Origin of the sequence: Streptomyces anulatus (assembly GCF_000721175.1) — a bacterium.
In the GTDB taxonomy this organism is placed as follows: Bacteria; Actinomycetota; Actinomycetes; order Streptomycetales; family Streptomycetaceae; genus Streptomyces; species Streptomyces anulatus_C.
In genome coordinates this window covers 52,664-78,677 of sequence record NZ_JOEZ01000013.1, presented here as the reverse complement: position 1 = coordinate 78,677, position 26,014 = coordinate 52,664, and the positions used below count along the sequence as shown (strand labels likewise).

Genomic DNA, 26,014 nt, shown 5'->3' with positions numbered 1-26,014 from the left:
TCTCTTCTACTTCTACCGTCCTACGAGCCGGGTCGCGTGTCCTGGCGGAGGGCGCCGGGACGACACGGTCGCGTGCCCTGGCCGGACGGAGGCTGCCGGCGGGCGCCGCGCCCCGTGCGGTCCCCGCCGCCGAGCACGTGCGGGGGCTGCGCCCAGCGCGCGCGGGGACTGCCGGCGTGCGCGTGCGGGTCCTGCCGGCCTGCGCGTGCGGGGCTCCGCCGCGAACGTACGGGTGCCGCCCCTGAGCCCGTGCCGCTGTGCGCGTAAGGCCCTGCCGCCGAGCGCGTGCGGGTCCTGCGCCTTGCGCGTGCGGGTCCTGCCGGCCTGCGCGTGCGGGGGTCCGCCGCGAGCGTACGGGTGCCGCCCCTGAGCACGTGCCGCTGTGCGCGTAGGCTTCCGGCCGCTGTGCGGCACCCCGCATCGCGCCGGGCGCGGACCGTCCGCAGTACGTAAGCTGATGGAGGCGGGCGGGGGTGTCATCCGGCAAGGACAGAATGCGGTGACGAGCAACCAGCAGGTGCCCGGTCTGCCCCGCGCCCAGCGGGCCGACGGCCTGCCGTTCCAGCCGCACGCACTGGCCGCCACTCGGGCGGCGGCCGGTGCGGCGGCGCTGATCGCCGCTGGGGTGGGCGTGCTGAGCCTGACCGGCTGGATCTTCGACATCGTCGCGCTGAAGCGCGTCCTGCCCGGCGTCACGCCGGCCATGAAGGCCAACACCGCGGTGGCCGTCATCGCCCTCGGCCTGTCCCTCTACGTCGTCGGCCGCGGGCCCGTCCGCTCGCGGACCGCCGCCGCGGCCCGTGCGGCGGCGGCCCTGACGACGGTGATCGGCGCCCTCGTCCTCGTCGAGTACGTGACCGGGGCGGACCTCCACGTCGACGAGCTGCTCTTCAACGACAACACCGCCGACCCGGGCGCCCCCGGCCGGATGGCCCCGAACACGGCCGCGGCACTGACCCTCGGCGGCGCGGCGGCCCTCTGCGCGAGCGCACGCCGCGTCCCCGCCTGGATCAGCCAGATCGCGGGCCTGGCCGTCCTCGCCCTCGGCACCCTGCGGCTGTACGGGGCCGCCTACCGGGTGTCCGAGCTGGAGCGCTTCGTCCCCTACACGGGCATGGCCCTGCACACCGCGCTGGCCCTTGTGCTGCTCGGCGGGGCCCTCTTCCTGATCCGGCCGGACGAAGGGCCAACGGGCCTGCTGACGAACGCGGGAACGACGGGAACGCTGGGGCGCCGGCTGTTCGTCACCGCCCTGATCGTGCCGCCGCTGCTGGGCTGGGGCATCCTCGTGGGCGAGGACGCGGAGCTGTTCGGGAACCGGCTCGGCACCGCGCTGCTGGTGTGCGGCCACACGGTCGCGTTCACCGCGCTGATCTTCGCGGCGCTGAACGTGGGCCGCCGCGTCGAGGTGGCGCACGCCCGTCTCGAATGGCAGGTGCGCCAGAACCAGCTGCTCCAGGCGTTCATGGACAACACGCCCGCGGTGGTGTTCGTCAAGGACGTGGAAGGCCGCTACCTGGCGGTCAACACCACGTTCGAGAAGAGCCTGAACCTTTCCCGGGAGCAGGTGCTGGGCCGCCGTGACAAGGACGTCATGCCGTCGCCCCTCGCGGAGGAGGTGCGGGCCTCCGACCTGGCCGTGCTGCAGGCGGGCAAACCCCTGCAACGGGAGGAGCTGCTCACCCTGCCGGACGGCCCGCGGGAGTTTTTCTCCACGCTCTTCCCGCTCCACGACGCCTCCGGCACCCCATACGCCGTGTGCGGCGTGGTCACCGACGTCACCGAACGGGCCGCCGCCCAGCGCGAGCTGGAACGCGCCCACCGGCGGTTCCGCGCCCTGCTGGAGTCCGCGCCCGACGCCACCCTGATCGCGGACGGCAAGGGCACCATCGTCATGGCCAACGCGCAGGTGGAGCCCCTGTTCGGCCGGACACCGGACGACCTCGTCGGCACCCAGGTCGTCGACCTGGTGCCCGAGTCGTGGCGTCGGCGGCACGGCGCGCTCCTCTGCGCCTACCTCGGCCTGCGCGACCCGCAGCCGACCGTCGTCGACCGGGACCTGTACGGGCTGCACCGCGATGGCACGCACTTCCCCGTCGAGGTGAGCATCAGCAGCCTCCAGGCCGAACTGCAGGCCGAACGGGAGACGCTGGTGGTCCTGTCCGCCCGGGACATCACCGAGCGCAGACGGGCCGAGGCCGAGCGCGCCGAGCGCTACGAACAGCACCGGCGCATCGCCTACACGCTGCAGCACAGCCTCATGGGGGAGCCGCCCAGCCTCCCGTACCTGCCCAGCGCGTACCGGTACCTGGCCTCCCTCCAGGACCCCGGGGTGGGCGGCGACTGGTTCGACGTCATCCCCCTCGACGGCCGCCGCACCGGCGTCGTCATCGGCGACGTGATGGGCCGGGGACTGGGCGCGGCGGCCGTCATGGGGCAGCTGCGGGCCGCCTCCCATGCGCTCGCCCGCACAGGGTCCACGCCCAGCGGGCTGATGACCGCGCTGGACAGCTTCGTGGGCGACCTGGCGGGCCAGCTCGTCACCTGCGTCTACCTGATTCTGGACCGGGACACCGGCGACGTGACCCTCTGCTCGGCGGGCCACCCGCCCGTCCTCGTCCGGCCCCCCGACGGGCCCACCCGCCGGCTGCCGGCACCGATCGGTGTGCCCCTGGGAGTCAACGACGCGAGCGGCGGCGGGGTGCCGTTCGAGGAGGCCACGCACGCGGTGCCGCCGGGCAGCCTCCTCGTGCTCTACACCGACGGACTGGTCGAACGCCCCGGCACTGACATCGAGGCCCGGATCGACGTCCTCGCCCGCACCGTGGACCGCGCGCCGAAGGACGCTCCCGCGGACCCCGAGCTCCTCGACCAGGAGGCGGACCGGGTGGTCGGCACCCTCATCCCGGACATGTCCGCGCACGACGACGACGTGACGCTGCTGCTGATCGGCGTACCCGGGGCGGACGGGGGGCGGGGGCGGGGCTGAGGGGGACTTCCCCCAGGTGCAGCACGGTGGACTGTCTCGCTTCCGGGCCCCGGCACGCCTGCCTGAATCGGCACTCAGCGGTATTACGGTGCGATGTGATGACCGGACGGTCCGTGACGACCGCCGAGGAGCGGTGCCGACATGAGGGAGAGGCAGCACACGTGACGCCCATCGCCGGTTCGGCAGGAGAAAACAGTCCCGGCGGTCCCCCCCGTGGCGCACGCCCCACCCGCCCCGCGCGCCCGACGCGGTGGGGCGCCCTTCCTCGCTTTGGCCCGAAGTTCGTCGCGATCACACTGCTGCTGGAGGACGCCGGCCAGAGCGAGGAGGACCTGCTGCAGCGGTCCGCCGCAGGGTTGGAGCAGGCCGAGGCAGCCCTCGGGCTCCGCTTGCCAGTGGCGCCGGGCGAGGGCTACTCACTTCTCGGTGCGGCACGGCACGACCTCACGGGCAACCAGGATCTGCTGCTGCCACCCTCCGAGCTCTTCGTGCACGACGAGTTGGAGGAGTCCTTGTCTTCCGTAGCGAGAACCAAGGATGTGCCTTCTGGGGCGTTCGTCTTCGGGACCTCGATCAGGACGATCCGCCGGTGTTCGTGCAGTCGCGAGACGGCTGGATCCTCTTCGTGGAGCGGGTCTCCCTCGCCTGGGTCGAACTTGTCCTCAGCGAGACGCTGTTCGGCGACGGGCGGCTCTACAAGGCAGGTGAACTGCCCGCGGAGCTGATCCGTGAGCTACCGCGGCTGTTCACGCACGCACATGCTCACACCAGGCCGAGCGACCGCAGCGCGCGGTGCTGACTTGGTGCTGACTCAGCGGGCCAGAAAATGTAGCAGACACCGCCCGTACCGCTTCTGACCTTGCCGTTCGCGTCGTACCGTTTTGTCCTCAACCAAATGTTCTCCCACTCGCGCCGCCGGTAGACCCGGCGTACCGCGTCGTTGTCGGGTGACGCGGGGTCGTTGGCGATGACGTCGCCCCCGGGGGTGAAGCCGATGACCGTCATCAGGTGGCCGGACGTCCCGTATCCGGCGCCGGTCAGTTCCTCCTTCAGGAAGGACTGGGAGGTGATGACGGGGATGCCGGCGCGGATCAGCCGCTCCAGGTCGGTGAGCGAGCCGAGCCGGGTGACGACGGCGTTCATGTCGCGGTACGTGGCGGCGTAGGCGGCGTTGAACGGCCAGTTGCCGCAACCCTCGTACTGGTAGTCGTAGGTGTGACGGGCGGCGTGGCAGACCTGGGGGTCGGGCAGGCCTGGCTTGACCCAGGCGAGGTCCTCCTCGGTGGGACGGCGGCCCCAGTGCTCGATGATCATCTGCGAGGAAGTGGGGCTGCACCAGGCCTCGCCGCCGTTGTCGTACTCGGGGTACCGCCCGATGTGGATGTTCTGCGAGTAGCGGGGAACGGGCAGTTCGCGGGCGAGCGCGGGGGTGCTCGCGGGCACGGTGAAGCGGTCGGGCACCTCTGAGGCCATCGCGCCGACCCGCCAGACGGTCGGGGTGAGGCGGCTGCCCGGGGCGCGGTAGAGGGTGAGCCGCAGCCGGTAGGAGACCAGGCGCACGCCGCTCGCGGGGTCGTCCACCGCGAGGGTGTCCGTCCACACGGAGCTGTGCGGGTCGCCCTGGCCGTCGACGGAGGTACGGCGGATGTCGCCGTCGCCCGCCGCCCAGCGGCCCATCACGAACCAGGGGGTGGCGGTGCCGTCCGCGTAGACGCCGCTCAGCTCGACCTGGATCCAGGTGCCTGCCGGGGTGCGGGCGTTCCAGGAGGCGATCACCTCGGTGGCGGGGACGGCGGAGCGGTGGACGGCGGAGGTCCAGGTGGCGTGGTCCCAGGCTGCCGTCACGCCGGTGTGCGGGTCGGTGTAGTCGGTGCGGCCGGCCGGGGTGGCGATCACCAGGCCGGGGCGGGCGCCGGGCAGTACCCGGGTGCCGTCGCCGGTGCCGCAGCGCCAGTCGGTGTAGGTGTGCCAGAAGCGGTTGTCCACGAGGACCTCCGGGGTGGCGGAGGAGCCGGCCGACGAGGACGGGACCGCGGGCGGGGCGGCAGACGCGGACGCGGCGGAGGCCACTGTGCCGGCGCCCGCCGCCGCGGCGAGCGCGGCGGTCAGAACGGTTCTGCGCGAAGTCGGACTGGTCATGGTCGTGACCCCCGGTCGGATGCGGAAGATGGTCTGCGGGTGCCGTGCGGTGCGCCAACTATCCCGTTTCCGGGCCGGATCGGGCCAGCGGTTCGGCAGCCGCCGCCGGACCAATATGGGTCTGGACCACTGGCGTGACCTGCGGCGGTTCCCGGACGCTTTCGTGCCGGAACGTACCCTGGAGCCATGGACGACCTGGCCCGCCACGCCGATGACCTCTGCTCACTGCCCCCTTCCTGCGGGCCGGTCCGGCTCGTCGCGGTCGACGGACACGCCGGTTCGGGCAAGAGCACCTTCGCCGCCCGGCTCGCGGCGGCGCTGGGCGGAGCGCCGGTCCTCCATCTGGACGATCTCGCCACGCACGAAGAACTGTTCGGCTGGACGCGCCGGCTGACGGAACAGGTGATCCTGCCGCTCTCGCGCGGCGAGGCCGCCCGCTACACCCCGTACGACTGGACGGAGCGCCGCGTCGGCCCGGCCCGGATCCTGGAGCCGGCCCCGGTCGTCCTGGTGGAGGGGGTCGGCGCGGGACGCCGGGAGGTGCGCCCGTGGCTGGCGGCGCTGTGCTGGATGGAGCTGGACCGGGAGACGTCCTGGGAGCGGGGCCGACGCCGGGACGGGGCCGGGCTCACCGGGTTCTGGGACGGGTGGACGCTCGCCGAGGGGCGGCACTTCGCCGAAGATCCCTCACGGCCGTACGCCGACGCGCTGGTAAGCCAGTTGCCCGAGGGGTACGCGTGGCTCCCGGGGCCTCACGCGACAGCGGGAGCGAACCGCACTGTCACGCACGGTAGCCAGGATCTCCCGCCATACTGAGCAGTCGGAAATCGGCCCGGAAGTGCCCCGACTCTGCTTGACCGGGGGGCCTTACTGGTCTTACGTTCTCATTGTGCGGCTTTTCGGAGCCCCCGCAGACGCGAAGCCCCCGGTTGTTCCCCCGTGATCGGGGGCTTCGCTCTGTGCTCCCACCGCCGCCCCGGCGACCACGCAGAGCCATTCACTCACCCTCAGTCACCGTCCCCGAAGGTCCGCCGACGAGCGGCCGCCTCCCCCGTGCGCGGGTACGATGCAGCTCGGTGTGGTCAATTCCCTTCCTCCGCGCCGTGATTCAGCACGCTCCGGTGGGCATGCTGTGCGGGCGGGACATCCTGGGGGCACGGTTTGTGGGGGACCTGATGGACATCGGCACACAGGGCGCTGGCGCCCCTGCCGACCTCGCCTGGCTGCGCGGCATGGACGCCTACACGATGGGCGCCTACCCGCAGGCCGAGGAGGAGTTCAGAGCCGCGGTGCGGTTCGATCCCGGCATGGCGGACGGCTGGCTCGGCCTCCACGCGCTGCGCATCGACACCACCACGGCCCTGTTACGCATGTACCGGCACCGCGACCGCTTCGGCGAACAGCGCGCACGCCACCGACGCACGCTCAACTCCTGGTACTGGCTGGGCTGGTGGGTGCAGCCGGTGCTGGAGAGTCAGCGCGATCTGCTGCTGGCGCACGCCTCGCACTGGCTGGACGGCCGACATGTGCCCGAGCTGGACCGGGCGTTGGCCGGGCTGCCCCCGGTGGACGCGGATCCGCAGGTGCGGTTCCTGCACGCCTGCCGCTCCTATCTGGTCAAGGACTGGGAGCAGTTGGTGCGCTGCACCGAGCAGCTCGTCGACGATCCGATGCTCGGCATCGAGGCCGGTCTGTTCGGCGGGATGGCCCGGGTGCGGCTGGAGATGTTCGGGCAGGCGGAGCCGCTGCTGTCGGCCGCGCTGATGCGCTGCCGCAGCGAGCAGCCTCAGCGCAAGGAGCTGCGCTACTGGCTGGCGCGGGCCCACGAGGGCACCGGGCGCAGCGCGGCCGCCCTGCCCCTGTACCGGGCGGTGCACCGGGTCGACCCAGCCTTCATGGACACCTCCGCCCGGCTCGCCGCGCTCGTAGAGGGCGACGGGTACGACGAGTCGGCGGACGTGGCCGCCGTGACCCTGACCGGTTTCGGCTCGGAGGGCGCGGGGGCGGAGCCGCAGCCGGAGGGCGACGCGCTGCTGGGCACCGAACTGGTGGACGGGCGCGAGTCCTGGCCGCTGGGCGACGCGGGGCTGCTCGGCGACGACCCGGTCCCCGCTCCGCCCGCCCCCGTCGAGAGCGTACGCCGCACCAAGACCCGGAAGCCGCCGCCCTTCCCGGCCGGGCCCAGCGATCCAGCCCTGCTGGCCGAGGCGCTGGCGCAGCTGGAGCGCATGGTCGGCCTCGAACCGGTCAAGCGGCAGGTCAAGGCGCTCTCGGCGCAGTTGAACATGGCCCGGCTGCGGGCGGCGCAGGGTCTTCCCGTTCAGCCGCCGAAGCGCCACTTCGTCTTCTCCGGCCCCTCCGGCACCGGCAAGACCACCGTGGCACGCATCCTCGGCCGGGTCTTCTACGCCCTCGGGCTACTCGGCGGCGACCACCTGATCGAGGCCCAACGGTCCGATCTGGTGGGTGAGTTCCTGGGGCAGACGGCGGTCAAGGCAAATGAGCTGATCGACTCGGCGCTGGGCGGGGTGCTGTTCGTCGACGAGGCGTACAGCCTGGCCAACTCCGGTTACAGCAAGGGCGACGCGTACGGCGACGAGGCGCTTCAGGTCCTCCTCAAGCGAGCCGAGGACAACCGGGACCATCTCGTCGTCATCCTCGCGGGCTACCCGGAGGGCATGGACCGGCTGCTCGCCACCAACCCGGGGCTCTCCTCCCGCTTCACCAGCCGGGTCGACTTCCCCAGCTACCGGCCGCTCGAACTCACCGCGATCGGGAGTGTCCTGGCCGCCGAGAACGACGACGTGTGGGACGAGGAGGCGGTGGACGAGCTGCGCTCCATCAGCGGCCATGTGGTGGAGCAGGGCTGGATCGACGAGCTGGGCAACGGCCGCTTCCTGCGGACGCTGTACGAGAAGAGCTGCGCCTACCGTGACCTGCGGCTCTCCGGCTATCCGGGCGAGCTGACCCGGGAGGACCTGTCGACGCTGCGGCTCCCGGACCTGATGCAGGCCTACGGCGAGGTGCTGTCGGGGCGCGGTCCGGTGGGCCGGGGCAAGCAGGAGCCGGGCGTGGGGTGAGGCGGCGCCCGGGGGCGTTCGCTCCCGGGCGCCGCCCCGGCCGTTCGCTCCCGGCGCGGCCACGGCGTCAGGTCAGTGCACGAGGGCCCCGGGCGCCGGCAGCTCCGGGGGCATCGGCACGTCCACCGTGCGGCGGGCACCGACACCGTCCGGTGGGCCGGGTCGCGCACGGTCGCCATCGGGCGCCAGATCTGCTGCGGGACCGCGCGGAGGCCGCTGCCCACCAGAGCAGACAAGAAGGCCCCGCGCCGGCCGGGGCTCAGCCGTTGCCGGGGGTGTCGTCGTCTCCGGCGGTGTGCGACTCGGTGAGGTCGCGCAGGGCGCGGGCGTCGCGGATGGCCTGCTGCTTGGCCAGGCCGGGCTGGATGCCGAGGGCGGGCAGGCTGGTGCCGTCGCTGAGGTCGAGGAAGACCCAGGGGTCGCCGGAGCGCAGGTTGACGCGGAGGATCTCCTCCCACGCCAGCCTGCGGGTCCGGGTGAGGTTGACGACGGTGACCCCGGTGTCGTCGGCGGTCACCCTGGGCCTGCTGAGCAGGGCCAGGACGCCGAAGAAGAGCGCCGCGACGAAGACGAAGCTGGCCCGCTCCCCCGGGTTGAGCCGCTCCAGCATCAGCGCGATGACCGTGATGACGAGGAACATCGCCAGGCCCACGCTCAGCAGGACCACCCGGGTGAGGGTGGGCCGGAAGGTGACCGGCAGGGTGGGGAGTTCGGGCCTGGGCGCGGACATCGGGGTCTTCTCTCGGGGGGTGCGGACGGCCGGGGCCGTCAGAGGCGGCAGGCGTGGATGGCCGTGGTGAGGATGGCGCGGGCGCCGAGCTCGTACAGGTCGTCCATGATCCGCTGGGCCTCCTTGGCGGCGACCATGGAGCGGACGGCGACCCAGCCCTCGTGGTGCAGCGGGGAGATGGTCGGCGACTCCAGGCCCGGGGTGAGGGCGACGGCGCGCTCCAGGTGCTCGACGCGGCAGTCGTAGTCCATCATCACGTAGGACCGGGCGACCAGGACGCCCTGGAGGCGGCGGAGGAACTGCTGCACCTTGGGGTCGTCGGCGGGGGCGCCGTGGCGGCGGATGACGACGGCCTCGGAGGTCATGATCGGCTCGCCGATCACCTCCAGTCCGGCGTTGCGCAGGCTGGTGCCGGTCTCGACCACGTCGGCGATGATCTGGGCGACGCCCAGCTCGATGGCGGTCTCGACCGCGCCGTCGAGGTGGACGACGGACGCCTTGACGCCCGCCTTGTCGAGGTGGTTGGCGACGATGCCCTCGTAGGAGGTGGCGATCGTCATGCCGTCGAAGTCCTGCGGGCCCGCCGCGGTGCCGGGCTTGGTGGCGTAGCGGAACGTGGAGCGGGCGAAGCCGAGCTGGAGGATCTCCTCGGAGTCGGCCCCGGAGTCCAGCAGCAGGTCGCGGCCGGTGATGCCGATGTCGAGCTTGCCGGAGCTCACGTAGATCGCGATGTCGCGGGGGCGGAGGTAGAAGAACTCGACCTCGTTCGAAGGGTCGACCAGGACCAGTTCCTTGGACTCCTTGCGCTGCTGGTAGCCGGCCTCATGGAGCATCGCCATCGCAGGCCCGGAGAGTGAACCCTTGTTGGGGACGGCGATGCGCAGCATGAGGTCAGCTTCCTTTGTGCGGTGGAGTACGGAGGAACGTGCAGGCGGTTTCGGGGAGGGCTCGGGCCGGCTCAGAGATGGGCGTAGACGTCGTCGAGCGAGATCCCGCGGGCGACCATCATCACCTGGACGTGGTACAGCAGCTGGGAGATCTCCTCGGCGGCGGCTTCCTTGCCCTCGTACTCGGCGGCCATCCAGACCTCGGCGGCCTCCTCGACGACCTTCTTGCCGATGGCATGGACGCCCTTGCCCACCAGTTCGGCGGTGCGCGAGGTGGAGGGGTCGCCTTCGGCGGCCTTGAGCTGGAGCTCGGTGAAGAGCTCTTCGAAGGTTTTGTTGGCCATGATGGTCCTCAGAATACGGGGTCGCCCAGGGGCACTCAGCGCCAGGGTTCGCTGACGGTCCGCAGCGTGGCGGCGGTGGCCACGGCGGCGGTGACCGCTTCGTGCCCCTTGTCCTCGTTGGACCCTTCGAGGCCGGCCCGGTCGAGCGCCTGCTCCTCGGTGTCGCAGGTCAGTACGCCGAAGCCGACGGGAACGCCGGTGTCGACGGTGACCTGGGTGAGGCCGAGGGTGACGCCCTGGGACACGTACTCGAAGTGGGGGGTGCCGCCCCGGATGACCACGCCGAGGGCGACGATCGCGTCGTAGCCGCGTCCGGCGAGCACCTTGGCGACGACCGGCAGCTCGAAGGAGCCGGGGACGCGGAGCAGCGTCGGCTCGTCGATGCCCAGCTCGCGCAGGGCGCGCAGGGCGCCGTCGACGAGGCCGTCCATGACCTTCTCGTGCCACTGGGCCGCGATCACGGCCACGCGCAGGTCGCCGCAGTTGCGTACGGACAGTTCGGGTGCACCCTTGCCGCTCATGTCTCTCCTGTTGTTCGTGTCACTCGTCGTGGTGTTCGGTGGTTCGCTTCACTGGTTGGCGCAGGTCGACGCGTGGGCGTCGAGCCAGGGCAGGTCGTGGCCCATACGGTCGCGCTTGGTGCGCAGGTAGCGCAGGTTGTGCTCGCCGGCCTGGACGGGCATGGGTTCCCGGCCGGTGACGGCGAGGCCGTGGCGGACGACGGCCGCGGTCTTCTCGGGGTTGTTGGTCATCAGCCGCAGGCTGGTGACGCCGAGGTCCGTGAGGATCTGGGCGCCCGCCGCGTAGTCGCGGGCGTCGGCGGGCAGGCCGAGCTCCAGGTTGGCGTCGAGGGTGTCGACGCCGCGCTCCTGGAGTTCGTACGCGCGCAGCTTGGAGAGCAGGCCGATGCCGCGTCCCTCGTGGCCGCGCAGATAGACGACGACGCCCCGGCCCGCTTCGGTGATGCGCTGCATGGAGGTGTGCAGCTGGGGGCCGCAGTCGCAGCGCTGGGACTGGAAGATGTCGCCGGTCAGGCACTCGGAGTGGATCCGGACGAGGACGTCCTCGCCGTCGCCGATGTCTCCGTGGACCAGGGCGACGTGCTCGACGCCGTCGACGCTGGAGCGGTAGCCGTACGCGGTGAAGTCGCCGAACGCGGTGGGCAGCCGGGTCTCCGCCTCGCGGCGGACGGTCGGCTCGCTGCTGCGGCGGTAGGCGATCAGGTCCTCGATGGAGATGATGGTGAGGCCGTGCTTGCGGGCGAAGGGCACCAGCTCGGGCAGCCGCAGCATGACGCCGTCCTCGCCGGCGATCTCGACGATGGCCCCGGCGGGGCGGAGTCCGGCGAGCCGGGCGAGGTCGACGGCGGCCTCGGTGTGGCCGTTGCGGACGAGGACGCCGCCGGAGCGGGCGCGCAGCGGGAAGACGTGGCCGGGGCGGACGAAGTCGCCGGGTCCTGCGACGCCGCCCGCGAGCATCCGCAGGGTGGTGGCGCGGTCGGCGGCGGAGATGCCGGTGGTGACGCCGTGGGCGGCGGAGGCGTCGACGGAGACGGTGAAGGCGGTCTGCATCGACTCGGTGTTGTCGGCGACCATCTGCGGGAGGTCGAGGCGTTCCAGCTCGTCGCTCTCCATGGGCGCGCAGATCAGGCCGCGGCACTCGCTCATCATGAAGGCGACGATCTCGGGGGTCGCCATCTCGGCGGCGATGACGAGGTCGCCCTCGTTCTCGCGGTCCTCGTCATCCACGACGACGACGGGCCGGCCGGCGGCGATGTCACGGATGGCCTGCTCGACCGGGTCCAGGGAGAGGTCCTCGGCGAGCGGGTCGTGGCCGGGGTGCAGCCAGGTGGGCTGAGCAGTCATGCCGTGGCTCCTTCCAGAGCGGGTGTCCGCGTACGCAGCCACCAGTCGCGCATCCCCCACAGGACGAGGGCGCCGTAGATGATGTAGACGAAGCCGGAGAAGGCGAAGCCGTTGGCGAAGTTCAGCGGGACGCCGACCAGGTCGACCAGCAGCCAGGCGAACCAGAACTCGACCATGCCGCGGGCCTGGGCGTACATCGCGACGACGGTGCCGACGAAGATGTACGCGTCCGGCCAGGGGTCCCAGGACAGCGACGGGAAGGCGGTGAACAGGCCGCCGACGGCGAGGGTGCCCAGCACGGCGGCGCCGATCAGCACCCCGCGCTCGCGCCAGGTGGCGAAGCGGACGGCGATGGAGCCGTCCTGGGCCTGCCGCCTGCCCCGGTTCCAGGACCACCAGCCCCACAGGGCGACGACGATGACGACCAGCTGCTTGCCGGCGCTGCCGGAGAGGTGCGCGGAGGCGAAGGCGACGAGCAGGATCACGCCGGAGAGGAGCTGGGCGGGCCAGGTCCAGATGGAGCGCCGCCAGCCGAGGGCCAGGGCGATCAGGCCGACGAGGTTGCCGATCATGTCCGACCACTTGATGTGCTGGCCGAAGACGGTGAACGCCTCGGAGTTGAGCCAGTTCGCGGTGTTCATCGCGGGTCCTGTCCCGCCCGGTCGCCGAGCAGCCGCTCGACGTACTTGGCGAGGACGTCCACCTCCAGGTTGACCGGGTCGCCGGGCTGCTTGCGGCCGAGCGTGGTCAGGGCGAGGGTGGTGGGGATGAGGCTGATGGTGAAGTAGTCGGGTCCGGCGTCGACGACGGTGAGGCTCACGCCGTCGACGGTGATGGAGCCCTTCTCCACGACGTACCGGGTCAGCTCGGGCGGCAGGGAGACCTTGACGATCTCCCAGTGCTCCGACGGGGTGCGCTCGACGATGGTGCCCGTGCCGTCCACGTGGCCCTGGACGAGGTGTCCACCGAGCCGGCCGCCGAGCGCCATCGGGCGCTCCAGGTTGACCCGGGAGCCGGTGGTGAGCGCGCCGAGGCTGGAGCGCAGGAGCGTCTCGGCCATCACGTCGGCGGTGAATTCGCCGTCGCCGGTGTCCACGACGGTGAGGCAGACGCCGTTCACCGCGATGGAGTCGCCGTGCTTGGCGCCCTCGGTGACGACGGGGCCGCGCAGCCGGAAGCGGGAGGCGTCCGTCAGCTGCTCGACGGCGGTGACCTCACCCAGTTCTTCGACAATTCCGGTGAACACTCAGTTTCCCTTCCGAGCAGGGGCGGGGACGGCGGTGACGCGCAGATCGGGGCCGACCGGCACGGTCTCGGTCACATCGAGGCGCAACGCGCGGGAGATGGTGGAGATTCCGGCGTCGCCGAGGGCGGCGGGGCCCGCGCCGAGCAGCACCGGGGCGAGATAGCCGACGACCTTGTCGACCGCCCCGGCGGCGACGAAGGCGCCGGCGAGGGTGGGCCCGCCTTCGAGGAGTACGGAGCGGACGCCGCGCTCGTGCAGGGCGGCGAGGAGGGCCTCGATGTCCAGGCCGGGTCCGGCGGCGGCGCGGGGCAGCCGCAGCACGGCGGCCTCGGGGAGGTGACCGGCCGGGACGCCGTCGGCGACGGCGACCAGGGTGGGTGCGGTGTCGTCCAGGACCCGGGCGCCGGGCTTCACGGCGGTGGCGTTCGTGTCGACGACGACCCGCAGCGGCTGGGTGGCGCCGTCGATGCCGCGTACGCCCAGCTGGGGGTCGTCGGCGCGGGCGGTACCGGAGCCGACGACCACGGCGTCGGCCTCGGCGCGCAGCCGGTGGACGTCGGCGCGGGCCTCGGGCGAGGTGATCCACCGGCTGGTGGCGTCGGCGGCGGCGATCCGGCCGTCGAGGGTGGCGGCGTACTTCCACAGGACGTACGGCCGCCCCTGGCGCACCGAGGTCAGCCAGGCGGCGTTGCCCGCCTCGGCCTCCTCGGCGAGGAGGCCCTGCTCGGCCCGGACCCCGGCCTGGCGCAGGGTGTCGCCACCGCCGGTGGCCTGCGGGTTCGGGTCGCCGACCGCATACACGACACGGCTGACCCCGGCGGCCAGGAGGGCCTGGGCGCAGGGGCCGGTGCGGCCGGTGTGGTCACAGGGTTCGAGGGTGACGTAGGCGGTGCCGCCGCGGGCCCGGTCGCCGGCCGCGCGCAGGGCGTGGACCTCGGCGTGCGGCCCTCCGGCACGCTGGTGGAAGCCTTCGCCGGCCAGGGCCCCGGAGGCGTCGGTGATGACACAGCCGACGACCGGATTGGGGCTGGTGGAGCCGAGACCGCGCGCCGCGAGTGTGATCGCTCGGCGCATGGCGGTGATGTCGGCTGCGGTGTCCACCGGGTCCTCCTGCCTCTTCGGGCACGGACTCCGGGGCCTGTCGATGACGACAGATGGAGCGGCTCATCAGGGGAAACGCCGGAACCCGAGAACGGGAACGCCAGGAACGCACGGAGTGCCGGGAGGTTCCCGGCCATGCGTCCGCCGACGGCGGCGTACCGATGACAACCCGCCGCGCACTGCCTCCCATCCGGACTTTCACCGTCGGTCCAGGAATTTCACCTGGTCAACCGGCCGCTGGCTGCGGACGGGTCGCGGACTATAACCGCCGGTTCGGAATTGCACCGACCCCGGAGTGCGCTGCTACTGGTACGGAACCAGTCTGCCACGGACGTCTCGCGGCCATGCGGGTGAGCACTGTGGGCTGGGTCACAGCCGAGTGGCGCATTCCCGTCGGCGAGAAGTCGACAACGTAGTCATCGACACACCATCCGGAAAGTTGCCCGTCAAAAGTCCAGACCTATTGACGCACTGGTCTAGTCCTCTTAATCTCTGCGTCACCTCCGAGGTCCGGTCCGGCGGTGTGCGCACACCGGGACCCCGATACGACCCACCCCCTTTTGCCAGTTGTGTTCTGCCGACCTCCCCAGGAGGAACGACCACATGCTGTCCCCCACCCGAGCGAGAGCCACCCTGCTCGCCGCCGGCGCCGCCGTCGCCGGACTGCTGCTGAGCTCACTCGCCGCAGGTCCTTCGGCCGCCGCCGACCAGCACTCCTGTCGCCCCGACGGGCTGTACCGGACCCCCGGCGTCGACGTCCCCTACTGCTCCGTCTACGACGCCGACGGCCGCGAGAAGATGGGCGCCGACCACAAGCGCCGCGTCATCGGCTACTTCACCAACTGGCGTACCGGCAAGGACGGCAAGGACGCCTACCTCGTCCCGGACATCCCGTGGGACAAGGTCACGCACCTCAACTACGCCTTCGCGCACGTCGACGGCTCCAACAAGCTCTCGGTCGGACCCGACAGCGCCGACAACGCCTCCACGGGCATGACCTGGCCCGGTGTCGCCGGCGCGGAGATGGACCCGGCGCTCCCCTACAAGGGGCACTTCAACCTGCTGACGAAGTACAAGAAGCAGCACCCGGACGTGAAGACCCTGGTCTCCGTGGGCGGCTGGGCCGAGACGGGGGGCTACTTCGGCCCCGACGGGAAGCGCGTCGACTCGGGCGGCTTCTACTCGATGGCGACCAACGCCGACGGGTCGGTCAACCAGACGGGCATCAACACCTTCGCCGACTCGGCCGTCGACTTCATCAAGAAGTACGGCTTCAACGGCGTCGACATCGACTACGAGTACGCGACCACGATGAAGGACGCAGGCAACCCGCTGGACCACACGCTGTCCAACGGCCGCCGCGCCGGGCTGGTCAAGGGCTACGACGCCCTGATGAAGACGCTGCGCGAGAAGCTCGACCGCGCGGGCGCCGCCGACGGCAAGCACTACCTGCTGACCGTCGCCGCCCCCTCCTCCGGCTACCTGCTGCGGGGCATGGAGACGTACCAGATGCAGAAGTACCTGGACTACGTCAACATCATGTCCTACGACCTGCACGGCGCCTGGAACGAGTACGTCGGCCCGAACGCCTCCCTGTTCGACGACGGCAAGGACGCCGAACTGGCGCAGGCGGGCGTGTACTCCACCTCGCAGTACGGCGGCACCGGCTACCTCAACACCGACTGGTCCTACCACTACTTCCGCGGCTCGATGCCGGCCGGCCGGATCAACATCGGTCTGCCGTACTACACCCGCGGCTTCAAGAACGTGCAGGGCGGCACCGACGGCCTGTGGGGCAAGGCGGCCACGACCGACTGCCCGGCGGGCGCCGGTCTGGCCAAGTGCGGTGACGGCGCGGTCGGCATCGACAACCTCTGGCACGACAAGGACGCCAACGGCGAGGAATCGCCTGCCGGTTCCAACCCGATGTGGCACGCGAAGAACCTGGAGAAGGGCATCGTCGGGGACTACGTCACCGACTACGGCTTCCCCGCGGACACCCGGCTGACCGGCACGTACGCCCGTAAGTACGACTCCACGCTGGTCGCCCCGTGGCTGTGGAACGCCCAGAAGAAGGTGTTCCTCTCCACCGAGGACGAGCAGTCGGTGAAGGCCAAGGCCGACTACGTCGTGGACCGGGGCATCGGCGGCACGATGATCTGGGAGCTGGCGGGCGACTACCGGTGGAACGCGGCCAAGGGCCAGTACGAGACCGGATCGACGCTGACCACAGCGATGTACGACGCGTTCAGGTCGGCGGCCCCGTACGGCGCGAAGCGCTCCACGATCGATCTGCCCACCCAGGCGCTGGACATCGACGTCTCCTTCGGGCAGTTCCCGCTGGGCGACTCCAACTACCCGATCAGCCCCAAGCTGAAGATCACCAACCGGACCGAGGCCACACTGCCCGGCGGTACGGAGTTCCAGTTCGACTACTCCACCTCCGCCCCGGCCAACGCCAAGGACCAGTCCGGCTTCGGTACGACGATCATCCGCAGCGACCACACGGCGGCCGACAACATCGGCGGCCTCAAGGGCGACTACAACCGCGTCTCGCTGAAGCTCCCGGCCTGGCAGACGCTCGCTCCCGGCGCCTCGGTGGAGCTGGACTTCGTCTACTACCTGCCCACCTCCACCCCGTCGAACTGGACCGTGACCTTCGGCGGGAAGTCCTACTCCCTCGCCGGTGACCTGGCCCGCGGCACCACCGTGGTCGAACCCGGCACCGGGACCGACCCCACCCCGACGCCGGACCCGACCGGCCCGACGCCGGATCCGACCCCGACGCAGCCGGGCGGCAGTTGCTCGGCCGCGGCCTGGAACGCGACCTCCGAGTACGGCGGCGGCTCCACCGTCAGCCACGGCGGCCACGAGTGGAAGGCCTCGTGGTGGACGAAGGGTGAGACGCCCGGATCCACCGGCGAATGGGGCGTCTGGAAGGACCTCGGCGCCTGCTGACCCCTCCTTCGACCGTCCGGTGAACGTCCGGCGGTGAGCGGATCGCCCCCGCTCACCGCCGGACCCCCGCCCCATCGGCCCCCGGGCCCCGGCGTCCACCGCCGGGCTTCCCGGGGGTCTGTCCGTGGACAGGCCCCGGAGGCCCTCCGGCGGGCCGCACCCCGTTCTGGCAGGCTGACACCATGACGACGATTCTGGTCACCGGCGCCACCGGGACCCTCGGCCGGCAGGTCGCGGAGCGGCTGCGCAGCGAGGGGGCCGACGTCCGCGGTCTCAGCCGCCGCTCCCCCTCGTACGCCGTCGATCTGCGCGACGGCAAGGGTCTGGACGCGGCGGTCGAGGGGGCGGACGTGATCGTCCACTGCGCCACCACCCCGCGCGGCGGCGACGACCGGGCGGCGGGGTTCCTCATCGACGCGGCGGAGCGGGCCGGGACGCCGCATGTTCTCTACATCTCGATCGTCGGCGTGGACCGGCTGCCGCTGGGCTACTACACGGTCAAGCGCCGGGTCGAGCGGATGATCGAGGACTCCGGGCTCGGCTCGACGATCCTGCGGACCACGCAGTTCCACGACCTGGCCCTGCGCATCCTGTCCGTCGCGGCGAAGCTGCCCGTGCTGCCGGTGCCCGCGGGCGTGTCGCTCCAGCCGGTCGACAGCGGCGAGGTCGCCGACCGGCTGACGGCCCTGGCGCTGGGCGGACCGGCGGGCCGGGTACCCGACCTGGGCGGACCCGAGGTCCGTGAGCTGACCGACCTGGCCGGCGCGTTCCTGCGAGCCACCGGGCGCAAGCGGCGGGTGGTGCCGGTCCGGCTGGCGGGCGAGGCGTACGCGGGCTACCGGCGCGGCGACCATCTCGCGCCCGGACACGCCGTGGGAACCGTGACGTTCGAGGAGTTCCTCGACCGCCGCCACCGCCATCCGGCCTGAGCCCGTGCGAACCGGCCCGGGCCCGCTTGCCCCGGCATGAGCCCGCATGATCCGGCCACCTGCGGCCAGCGGGACTGCGCGCCAGCAGGTCAGCAGGTCAGCAGGTCAGCAGGTCAGCAGAATTCTCGCGGCGGCCCGGTCAGCCCTCCGGTGCGAACAGCGCGTCCTGTGCCGCGTCCCGCGCGGTGATCAGCGCACCGCGCAGCACGGCCCCGTCGCCCAGCGAACCGGCGCGGACCTCGGTGCGCAGCGGGGACATCGTGGCCAGACGCTCCTCGACCCGGGCGGCGAGCGCGGCCCCGCCCACATGGCCGACGGCCCCCGCGAGCAGGACACAACCCGGATCGAGCACGGAGACGACGGCGGCGGCGCCGAGTGCGAGGCGGTCCGCCAGCTCCTTCAGGAAGGGCTCGCCCGCCTCCCCCGCCTCCAGGGCCGTCCGCACCGCGTCCACGGCCGCCGCCTCCTCCCGGCCCTCGGCCACTCCGCCGAGGTCCACGAGCCCGTGCCCGGCGGCGAGTTCGCACAGTGCGACCGATCCGGCCAGCGAGTGGAAGCCGCCCTCGCAGTTGACCGCCGAGGGCAGCCCGCTCACCCCTGGAACGGGGAGGAAGCCGATCTCCCCCGCGCCGCCGGACGCCCCCTGGCGCAGCTTGCCGTCCAGCATCACGGCGGCCCCGATCCCCTGGCCGAGCCAGAGCAGGACGAAGGTCTCCCGGTCGTGGGCGGCACCCTCGCGGTGTTCCGCGACGGCCGCGAGGTTGGTCTCGTTCTCCACCAGGACGGTGGCGGGCAGTCGCCGCTGGAGCTCCCGTACCAGGCCCCGGTGCCAGGCGGGCAGGCCGGAGCTGTCGCGCAGTTCGCCGGTGACGGGGTCGATCAGCCCGGGCGCACCGACGCCGACGCTGTGCAGCGGTACCGATCCGGCCGCGCGGGCGGTGCGTTCCAGCAGGGCGGCTGCCTGCTCGACGGCCGGTCCGGTTCCGGTGTCGCCCCCGATGGGCAGGGAGCCCTCGGCGAGGGTGGCCCCCAGCAGGTCGGCGACGACCACGCCGACGCTTCCGAGGCGTACGTCGAGCGCCGCGAGATGGGCCCGGTCGGCGACGATCCCGTACAGCTTGGCGTTGGGGCCGCGGCGGACGGCCCCGGACTCTCCCACGACCTGGATCAGCCCGGCCCCCCGGAGCCGCTCGACGAGGTCGGCGACGGTGGGGCGGGAGAGTCCGGTCAGCGTCTTGAGCTGGGTGGCCGTCAGCGGGCCGTCCTGCTGGAGCAGCCGCAGGGCGAGCCGGTCGTTGATGGCCCGAGCCGTGCTCGGTGATGCGGGCATACCGGGATCCTTCCAGATCGTCGCCCCGCCGTTTTCCGGGCCGCGAGGCGACGACTATTTATCAGGCAGGGTTCCTGATAGTTTACGGCCCGCATCGTCGCACGGGAGCGCCGGGACCGCCGGCATCCGAGAAATCCCAGGGGAGGGACACGACGGCATGACGAACGACTCGACCGTCACGGTCTACAGCACGGAACAGGTGAGGCGGGCGCGGATCGCCGTCGCCGCGGTCTTCACCGTGCACGGGGCGGTGACCGGAAGCTTCGCGACGCGGGTGCCGTGGATCCAGGATCACGCCGGGGTGAGCGCGGGTCAGCTCGGCCTGGCGCTGGCCTTCCCCGCGATCGGCGCGTCGATCGCGATGCCGTTGGCCGGCCGGATCAGCCATCGGTTCGGGGCGCGTACCGCCCTGCGGGGACTGCTGGCGCTGTGGACGCTGGCACTGATCCTGCCCGCCCTCGCGCCGAGCCTGGTCACGTTGTGCGCGGCGCTGTTCGTCTACGGGGCGACGGCGGGGATGTCCGATGTCGCGATGAACGCACTGGGCGTCGAGGTGGAGAACCGTCTCGACAAGTCGATCATGTCGGGTCTGCACGGCATGTGGAGTGTGGGCGCGCTGCTCGGTTCGGCGGCGGGCACGGTAGCCGCCCACACCGGGACCGACGCCCGTCTGCACCACGTCATCGCGGCTCTGGTGCTCACGGCGCTGGGGCTGATCGCGTGCCAGGGCGTCCTCGACCTCCAGAGCGGTCCGGAGGAGGAGCCGCCGCCGCGTTTCACGCTGCCGCCGAAGTCGGCCCTGGCCATCGGGGCGATCGGATTCTGCGCGGTGTTCGCCGAGGGGGCGAGCCTGGACTGGTCGGCGGTCTACCTGCGGGACGTCCTGGACAGCTCGGACGGCCTCGCGGCGGCGTCCACCACGGCGTTCGCCCTGACGATGGCGGTGGCCCGGATCGCCGGGGACCGGATCGTCGACCGGTTCGGCGCGGTCCGCACGGTGCGGACCGGTGGGCTGCTGGCCACGGCGGGCGGGCTGCTGGTCGTGTTCTCACCCTCCCCGTCGGTCGCGATGTGCGGCTTCGGGCTGCTGGGTCTCGGCGTGGCGGTCGTGGTCCCGCTGGCCTTCGCCGCGGCGGGGCGCAGCGGGCCGAACCCGAGCCAGGCCATCGCGGGAGTCGCCACCATCACGTACACCTCCGGTCTGATCGCCCCGTCCGCGATCGGTTCGCTGGCCGAGGCGACCTCGCTGGTGGTGTCGTTCGGCGTGGTGACGGTGCTGGCCTTCGGCCTGGTGCTGGGCGCCGGGGTGCTGCGGTCGGCCGACCGCACGGTCACCGGCTCGGCGGTCGGCGGCGGTACGACGACGAAGAGCGCCGCCGGAAGCTGACCGGACGGCTCCCGGGCGGCGGGAGCGGGAAGCGCACGAGCGGTACGAGCGGGGAAGCGGTGACCTCCGCGCGGCCGCCGCCCGCCGCACCACTACCATGGCGCTGATCTTTTCCGCAGGTGAACACCGAACACCGGGTCGCAGACCGGCCGGCACACCGAGCAGACCTTCAGGGAGCAACCATGAGCCTCGGCGTGCGCTGGACCTTGCACGGCGACGGGAAGACACCGGCGCCCGGGGCGGTGGTGCGCCCCGACGAACGGCTCTCCTGGCCCCGTACGTTCGGACTCGGCGCACAGCACGTGGTGGCGATGTTCGGGGCGTCGTTCGTCGCTCCGGTCCTGATGGGCCTCGACCCGAACCTCGCGATCATGATGTCCGGGGTCGCGACCGCGATCTTCCTGCTGGCGACCAAGGGCCGGGTGCCCAGCTATCTGGGCTGCTCGCTCTCCTTCGTCGGCGTCGCGGCCACGATCCGGGCGAGCGGCGGCGATGCCGCCACCATCACGGGTGCGGTGTTCGTGGTCGCGGTGGCCCTTTTCCTCGTGGGACTCGCCGTGCAGCGGTTCGGCGCACGGATCATCCACGCGGCGATGCCACCGGTGGTGACGGGCGCGGTGGTGATGCTGATCGGCTTCAACCTCGCGCCGGTGACCGCGTCGACGTACTGGCCGCAGGACCAGTGGACGGCGCTCGCGGTGATGCTGTTCACCGGCCTCGCCGTCGTGTGTCTGCGTGGCTTCCTCTCCCGGATCGCGATCTTCCTGGGGCTGGTCTTCGGATACGCGCTGTCCTGGGTCCTGGACCTGGTGTTCGGCAAGATCCACTCTCCGCTCGGCGGTGGCGCCGCCACCGACCACTGGCGCCTGAACCTGTCCGCCGTCGGCGAGGCCGACTGGATCGGGCTGCCGTCCTTCCACGCGCCGAGCTTCGAGTGGTCCGCGATCCTGGTGGCACTGCCCGTGGTGATCGCGCTGGTCGCGGAGAACGCCGGGCACGTGAAGGCCGTGGGCGAGATGACCGGGGACTCGCTGGACGACAAGCTCGGCACCGCCATCGCGGCGGACGGCGCGGCGTCGATGCTCTCCACCGCCGTGGGCGGCCCGCCCAACACCACGTACTCCGAGAACATCGGCGTGATGGCCGCGACCCGCGTCTACTCCACGGCCGCGTACTGGGCGGCGGCCTGCTTCGCCCTGCTCTTCGGCCTCTGCCCCAAGTTCGGCGCGGTCGTCGCCGCGATCCCGGGCGGGGTACTCGGCGGGATCACCGTGATCCTGTACGGGATGATCGGCCTGCTCGGCGCGCAGATCTGGCTCAACGGCCGGGTGGACCTGCGTAATCCGCTCAATCTGGTCCCGGCCGCCGCGGGCATCATCATCGGCGTCGGCGGGGTCAGCCTGAAGATCACCGACAACTTCGAGCTGGGCGGCATCGCGCTCGGCACGATCGTCGTGATCACCGGCTACCACGTGCTGCGGGCCTTCGCCCCGGCCCATCTCAAGACGCAGGAACCGCTGCTGGACTCGGGCACCTCCGCGTACGACGAGGATTCCGGCGACGAGGGTGCGGGGCCCGGGAAGTCCTGACCCGGCGGCCCCGGGCCGGCGAGGCGAAGCGGGCCGCCTGCCCGGAGGCGCTGAGGCAGTCGGAGAGGGTGATGGAGTCCGGTTCCAGGATCACGATCGCCGGGCCCGCGCCGAGCCCCTCGGCGAACTGCCGTATCCACGCGTCGTACGCGGCGAGGTCCGGCGCCCCGCCCCGGGACGCGCCGCCGCAGTCCCGGTCGGGTGTCGCGTACGGCACGAGCACCGGGTTCCGGCCCCGCGGCGGCCGCGCCCCGGGTGACCGCGCGGACCTGCACGGCTGTCCGGTCCGGGTCGTGGGCGGTGAACCAGACGGCCGCGGCGGACCATCGCGGGCGCGGGCCTGGTGGCGCGTTTCCTGCTCACGCCCTGCCGGTGACGCGCGCGTCGGTGTGCCGCCTTCGCCCTCAGTCCTCCGGGAGCTCCACCGGGGCGATCTCGTCGAAGACGTCGCCGGGGCCGGGGTTGGTCGCGTCGGTCGCCCCGCCGAACTGGTGCATGACGCCCCACACGGCGTTCAGCGCGGTCTGCACGGCACCCTCGGCCCAGCCGGCCGTCCAGGAGATGTCGTCGCCCGCGAGGAACAGGCCCCGCTTGTCGGCGGGCAGCTTGTCCTGCATGAAGTGGGTGAACAGCCGCCGCTGGTAGCGGTAGTGGCCGGGCAGGTTCGCCTTGAACGCACCCATGAACCAGGGCTCGTTCTCCCAGGAGACGGTGACCGGGTTGCCGATGATGTGGCTGCGGATGTCGACGTTCGGGTAGATCTCGCCGAGCGACTTGAGCATGACCTCCATGCGCTCCTTCGGGGAGAGCGGCAGCCACTTCAGGCTGTCGTCGCACCACGTGTAGGAGAGGCAGATGACGGCGGGCCCGTCCGGCCCCTCGTCCAGGAGGTACGTCCCCCGGGTCATCCGGTCGGTGAGCGTCATCGACATGGTGTCGCGGCCCGTGATCTCGTCCTTGTCCAGCCAGAAGGGCCGGTCGACCGGCACGAACAGCTTGGACGACTCCATGTAGTGGGTGCGTTCCATCGCCGTCCAGTGGTCGATCGGGAAGAGCGTGTCATCGCAGTCGATCTTGGAGAGCAGCAGCCAGGACTGGCCGGTGAAGACCGCGGCCCGAAAGGTGCGGATGTCGCCGGTGGCGTCGGTGACGGTGATGCGGTTGCCCGCGGTGCGGGTCAGCCGGGTCACGGCGCCTCGCGGTTCGCCGTCGTGCAGGGAGGACAGCGAGGTGCCGAGCGGCCAGTGGACGATCTTCTGCGGCTCGCGGTCCCACAGGCGGAGCGGGAGCTGCTGGCTGCCGCCGACGATGCCGCGGTGGTGGTCGTCGGCCTCGGTGTAGACGACGCGCAGGATCTCGAGGATGGAGTTGGGGAAGTCGGTGTCCCAGCCGCCGGTGCCGAAGCCGACCTGGCCGAAGATCTCGCGGTGCCGGAAGGACCTGAACGCGTCGGACTGGCAGAGGAAGCCGTAGAAGGTCTGGTTGTCGAGCCGCTCCACGAGCCGCGCCCAGATCTCCCGGATGCGCGGGACGTCGCGCTCGCGCAGCGCCCGGTTCATGTCGGAGAAGTCGGCGCCCTCCTCCAGACAGGCGTTCCAGGCCTCGGCCACGTCGCGGTAGACCTGCGGCAGGTCGTCGATGGTCTCGGCGTAGTGCGACTCGCCCTTGAGGTCCACGACGGTCGAGGGCGTGGCCGGGGAGAGCGGGTTGGGGAAGGGCCGGGTCTCCAGGCCCACCAGGTCGATGTAGTGCTGGAGCGCCGTCGAGGAGGGCGGGAAGCGCATCGCGCCCATTTCGGCGGTGAGCGAGGGGTCGCAGCCGTCGAAGCCGACGGTGCGCAGCCGGCCACCGATCTGATCGGCCTCGTAGACGACGGGCTTGAGGCCCATCTTCATCAGCTCGTACGCGGCGATGATGCCGGAGAGCCCGCCGCCGATGACGGCGACCTCCTGGCCGTGTTCGGTCGCCGGTATCTGCCCGAGGCCCGCCGGGTGGGCGAGGAAGTCGTCGTACGCGTACGGGAAGTCCGGCCCGAACATGGTGATCGGCGGGGCGGCCGCTTCGGTGTGCTGGACGGCGTTGGGCACCGTGGACGTCATGGGGTACGGACTCCTTGCGCGGTAAGGAAGTGAAGGCGGGGCGGGCTCAGGCGAGGGAGCCGTACAGGCCGGGGCGGCGGTCGTGCAGATAGGGGTTGGCGGCGCGCGAAGCGGTCAGGAACTCCGGGTCCACGTCGCCGACTACGAGTTCCTGGCCGCGGCCGGCGCGGGTGCGCACGGTGCCGTCGGGGCCGGCCAGGCAGCTGAGCCCGACGAACTCGAACTCGCCTTCCGGGCCGGTGCGGTTGACGTACGCCACGTACATCTGGTTCTCGAAGGCCCGGACGGGGACGACGGATTCGGCGACGAACTGAAAGGGGTGCATCTGCGCGGTGGGCACCAGCAGCAGGTCGGTGCCGGCCAGGGCGTGCGCCCGGACGTTCTCCGGGAACTCGACGTCGTAGCAGATCAGCAGCCCGATACGGAGGCCGTCGAGGTCGGCCTGGACGACGGCCTGCTCGCCGGGGGTGAACCACTCCTGCTCGAAGCAGCCGAAGAGGTGGGTCTTGCGGTAGTTCGCGAGCCGTGCGCCGTCGGAGCCGATGAGCTGGGACGCGTTGAAGATCCGCTCCCCGTCGCGCTCCGGGTAGCCGTACAGGACGGCGAGGCCGTGGCGTACGGCGATCTCGCCGACGGCCTCGGCGCCGGGGCCGTCGGCGGGCTCGGCCAGTACGGGGACGGCGTCGCCGATGGCGTATCCGGTGAGGAACAGCTCGGGCGTGACCAGCAGCCGGGCTCCCGCGCCGGCGGCCCGTGCGGCGGCCTCGTCGAGCACCTTCAGGTTCTCGGCGACGACGCCCGGACGTCCGGAGCTCTGGAGCAGGGCGGTACGCAACGACGGCATGGCTGACCTCGGACGGTGCGGGCGGGGTGGGGAGACGTATCGAAGGTACGTGGCCCGGTTCGGCCCGGACAAGGCGCGAGTGTTGCGCGCCGACCGTTGATTCGTTGCGCGGGAACCGCCTCGCACGGCGAATCGTTGCGCCGGGGATCTACGCAGGTCAGCGGGGTGATGTGCACCACTGCGCGCCAGGTCCCCTGACTAAGGCGCCGCCCGGCTCGTGGGGTACGTCGCCGGGTTCCTCGCGACGTACCTCTTCGGCTTCAGCAAGGACATGCTGACCGGGTTCGACGTCTCCCGGGAGCCGGCCCGCTCCACGGTCGCCGCCCCGGTCGACACCCCCCCGGCAACGGACCGAGGCACCCCCGACGGCACGGACCCCGGCTCCCGGCGAAGGCCCCGGCGGAGGCCCCGGCGGAGGTCTGAGCGGTCGGACGGCGCCGGGACGTCCAGCGGCTCACCGGAACTGCTCACACGGCATGAATGCCTGCCCGCCGGTC

The 26,014-nt window shown here is 71.9% G+C and carries 21 protein-coding genes and 1 riboswitch; of the genes, 8 read left to right on the top strand and 13 right to left on the bottom strand.

The genetic code is table 11. From position 1 onward, the window contains the following. The first annotated feature begins 499 nt into the window (after positions 1-499). Positions 500-2,989 (top strand): SpoIIE family protein phosphatase, encoded by a 2,490-nt coding sequence (locus tag IG90_RS40720; protein ID WP_051860101.1) that lies wholly within the window; start codon positions 500-502, stop codon positions 2,987-2,989. Between the two features lie 589 nt (positions 2,990-3,578). Further along, positions 3,579-3,788: a hypothetical protein gene (locus tag IG90_RS45235; RefSeq protein ID WP_051860100.1), complete on the top strand. Its 210-nt coding sequence runs from the start codon at positions 3,579-3,581 to the stop codon at positions 3,786-3,788. Here IG90_RS45235 and IG90_RS0116390 read toward each other — a convergent pair. After that, positions 3,752-5,128 carry a peptidase C39 family protein gene (locus tag IG90_RS0116390; protein WP_030584220.1) on the bottom strand — a complete coding sequence of 459 codons (1,377 nt, stop codon included), beginning with the start codon at positions 5,126-5,128 and terminating at the stop codon, positions 3,752-3,754. The genes IG90_RS45235 and IG90_RS0116390 overlap by 37 nt on opposite strands. 186 nt (positions 5,129-5,314) lie before the next feature. Between IG90_RS0116390 and IG90_RS0116385 the strand changes: the two genes are divergently transcribed. Both IG90_RS0116385 and IG90_RS0116380 read left to right on the top strand, forming a co-directional pair. Beyond that, a complete protein-coding gene (locus IG90_RS0116385) occupies positions 5,315-5,944 on the top strand; it encodes a uridine kinase family protein (protein ID WP_030584216.1) in 630 nt (209 codons plus the stop codon). A 359-nt stretch (positions 5,945-6,303) separates the two neighbouring features. Beyond that, a complete protein-coding gene (locus IG90_RS0116380) occupies positions 6,304-8,208 on the top strand; it encodes an AAA family ATPase (protein WP_030584214.1) in 1,905 nt (634 codons plus the stop codon). A 259-nt stretch (positions 8,209-8,467) separates the two neighbouring features. Here the strand turns inward: IG90_RS0116380 and IG90_RS0116375 are convergent, their stop codons facing one another. The 8 genes from IG90_RS0116375 to ribD all read right to left on the bottom strand — a co-directional run bounded on the left by IG90_RS0116375 (position 8,468) and on the right by ribD (position 14,381). Then, positions 8,468-8,938, bottom strand: coding sequence for a PH domain-containing protein (locus tag IG90_RS0116375; protein ID WP_030584210.1), 471 nt, complete (start codon positions 8,936-8,938; stop codon positions 8,468-8,470). Positions 8,939-8,976: 38 nt separating this feature from the next. After that, a complete protein-coding gene (hisG, locus tag IG90_RS0116370; RefSeq protein ID WP_030584207.1) occupies positions 8,977-9,825 on the bottom strand; it encodes an ATP phosphoribosyltransferase in 849 nt (282 codons plus the stop codon). 71 nt (positions 9,826-9,896) lie between these two features. Further along, positions 9,897-10,169: a phosphoribosyl-ATP diphosphatase gene (locus IG90_RS0116365; protein WP_030584205.1), complete on the bottom strand. Its 273-nt coding sequence runs from the start codon at positions 10,167-10,169 to the stop codon at positions 9,897-9,899. Between the two features lie 35 nt (positions 10,170-10,204). Beyond that, the gene (gene ribH / locus IG90_RS0116360) at positions 10,205-10,690 is read right to left on the bottom strand and encodes a 6,7-dimethyl-8-ribityllumazine synthase (RefSeq protein ID WP_007453188.1); all 486 of its coding nucleotides are present in this window, start codon (positions 10,688-10,690) and stop codon (positions 10,205-10,207) included. A 48-nt stretch (positions 10,691-10,738) separates the two neighbouring features. Continuing rightward, entirely contained in the window at positions 10,739-12,034 is a 1,296-nt protein-coding gene (locus IG90_RS0116355) for a bifunctional 3,4-dihydroxy-2-butanone-4-phosphate synthase/GTP cyclohydrolase II (protein ID WP_030584202.1), read from the bottom strand. Next, the gene (locus tag IG90_RS0116350) at positions 12,031-12,675 is read right to left on the bottom strand and encodes a nicotinamide mononucleotide transporter family protein (RefSeq protein ID WP_030584198.1); all 645 of its coding nucleotides are present in this window, start codon (positions 12,673-12,675) and stop codon (positions 12,031-12,033) included. The genes IG90_RS0116355 and IG90_RS0116350 overlap by 4 nt, the downstream gene beginning before the upstream one ends. Then, positions 12,672-13,280: a riboflavin synthase gene (locus IG90_RS0116345; RefSeq protein ID WP_030584195.1), complete on the bottom strand. Its 609-nt coding sequence runs from the start codon at positions 13,278-13,280 to the stop codon at positions 12,672-12,674. Before IG90_RS0116345 ends, IG90_RS0116350 begins: the two co-directional genes overlap by 4 nt. Continuing rightward, positions 13,281-14,381 (bottom strand): bifunctional diaminohydroxyphosphoribosylaminopyrimidine deaminase/5-amino-6-(5-phosphoribosylamino)uracil reductase RibD, encoded by a 1,101-nt coding sequence (gene ribD, locus IG90_RS0116340; RefSeq protein ID WP_030584192.1) that lies wholly within the window; start codon positions 14,379-14,381, stop codon positions 13,281-13,283. A 172-nt stretch (positions 14,382-14,553) separates the two neighbouring features. Further along, a riboswitch (FMN riboswitch) is annotated at positions 14,554-14,684 on the bottom strand. 300 nt (positions 14,685-14,984) lie between these two features. Between ribD and IG90_RS0116335 the strand changes: the two genes are divergently transcribed. After that, a complete protein-coding gene (locus tag IG90_RS0116335) occupies positions 14,985-17,339 on the top strand; it encodes a chitinase C-terminal domain-containing protein (protein WP_030584189.1) in 2,355 nt (784 codons plus the stop codon). 182 nt (positions 17,340-17,521) lie between these two features. Next, on the top strand, positions 17,522-18,268 hold the full coding sequence (locus tag IG90_RS0116330) for an SDR family oxidoreductase (RefSeq protein ID WP_030584186.1): 747 nt from the start codon (positions 17,522-17,524) through the stop codon (positions 18,266-18,268). 139 nt (positions 18,269-18,407) lie between these two features. On the opposite strand, the gene IG90_RS0116325 is transcribed toward IG90_RS0116330, so the two are convergent. After that, positions 18,408-19,598, bottom strand: a complete 1,191-nt coding sequence (locus IG90_RS0116325) for an ROK family transcriptional regulator (protein ID WP_030584184.1) — start codon at positions 19,596-19,598, stop codon at positions 18,408-18,410. 157 nt (positions 19,599-19,755) lie between these two features. On the opposite strand from IG90_RS0116325, the gene IG90_RS0116320 reads away from it, so the two are divergent. Both IG90_RS0116320 and IG90_RS0116315 read left to right on the top strand, forming a co-directional pair. Continuing rightward, positions 19,756-20,985 (top strand): MFS transporter, encoded by a 1,230-nt coding sequence (locus tag IG90_RS0116320; RefSeq protein WP_030584182.1) that lies wholly within the window; start codon positions 19,756-19,758, stop codon positions 20,983-20,985. Between the two features lie 182 nt (positions 20,986-21,167). Then, on the top strand, positions 21,168-22,574 hold the full coding sequence (locus tag IG90_RS0116315; protein WP_030584180.1) for a uracil-xanthine permease family protein: 1,407 nt from the start codon (positions 21,168-21,170) through the stop codon (positions 22,572-22,574). Here IG90_RS0116315 and IG90_RS41990 read toward each other — a convergent pair. The 3 genes from IG90_RS41990 to IG90_RS0116305 all read right to left on the bottom strand — a co-directional run bounded on the left by IG90_RS41990 (position 22,486) and on the right by IG90_RS0116305 (position 25,517). Beyond that, on the bottom strand, positions 22,486-22,797 hold the full coding sequence (locus IG90_RS41990; protein ID WP_277425635.1) for a glycoside hydrolase family 6 protein: 312 nt from the start codon (positions 22,795-22,797) through the stop codon (positions 22,486-22,488). The two genes, IG90_RS0116315 and IG90_RS41990, sit on opposite strands and share 89 nt — an antisense overlap. Positions 22,798-22,978: 181 nt before the next feature. After that, a complete protein-coding gene (locus IG90_RS0116310; protein ID WP_030584177.1) occupies positions 22,979-24,673 on the bottom strand; it encodes a flavin monoamine oxidase family protein in 1,695 nt (564 codons plus the stop codon). A 46-nt stretch (positions 24,674-24,719) separates the two neighbouring features. Then, positions 24,720-25,517 (bottom strand): carbon-nitrogen hydrolase family protein, encoded by a 798-nt coding sequence (locus tag IG90_RS0116305; RefSeq protein WP_030584174.1) that lies wholly within the window; start codon positions 25,515-25,517, stop codon positions 24,720-24,722. Positions 25,518-26,014 lie beyond the last annotated feature (497 nt).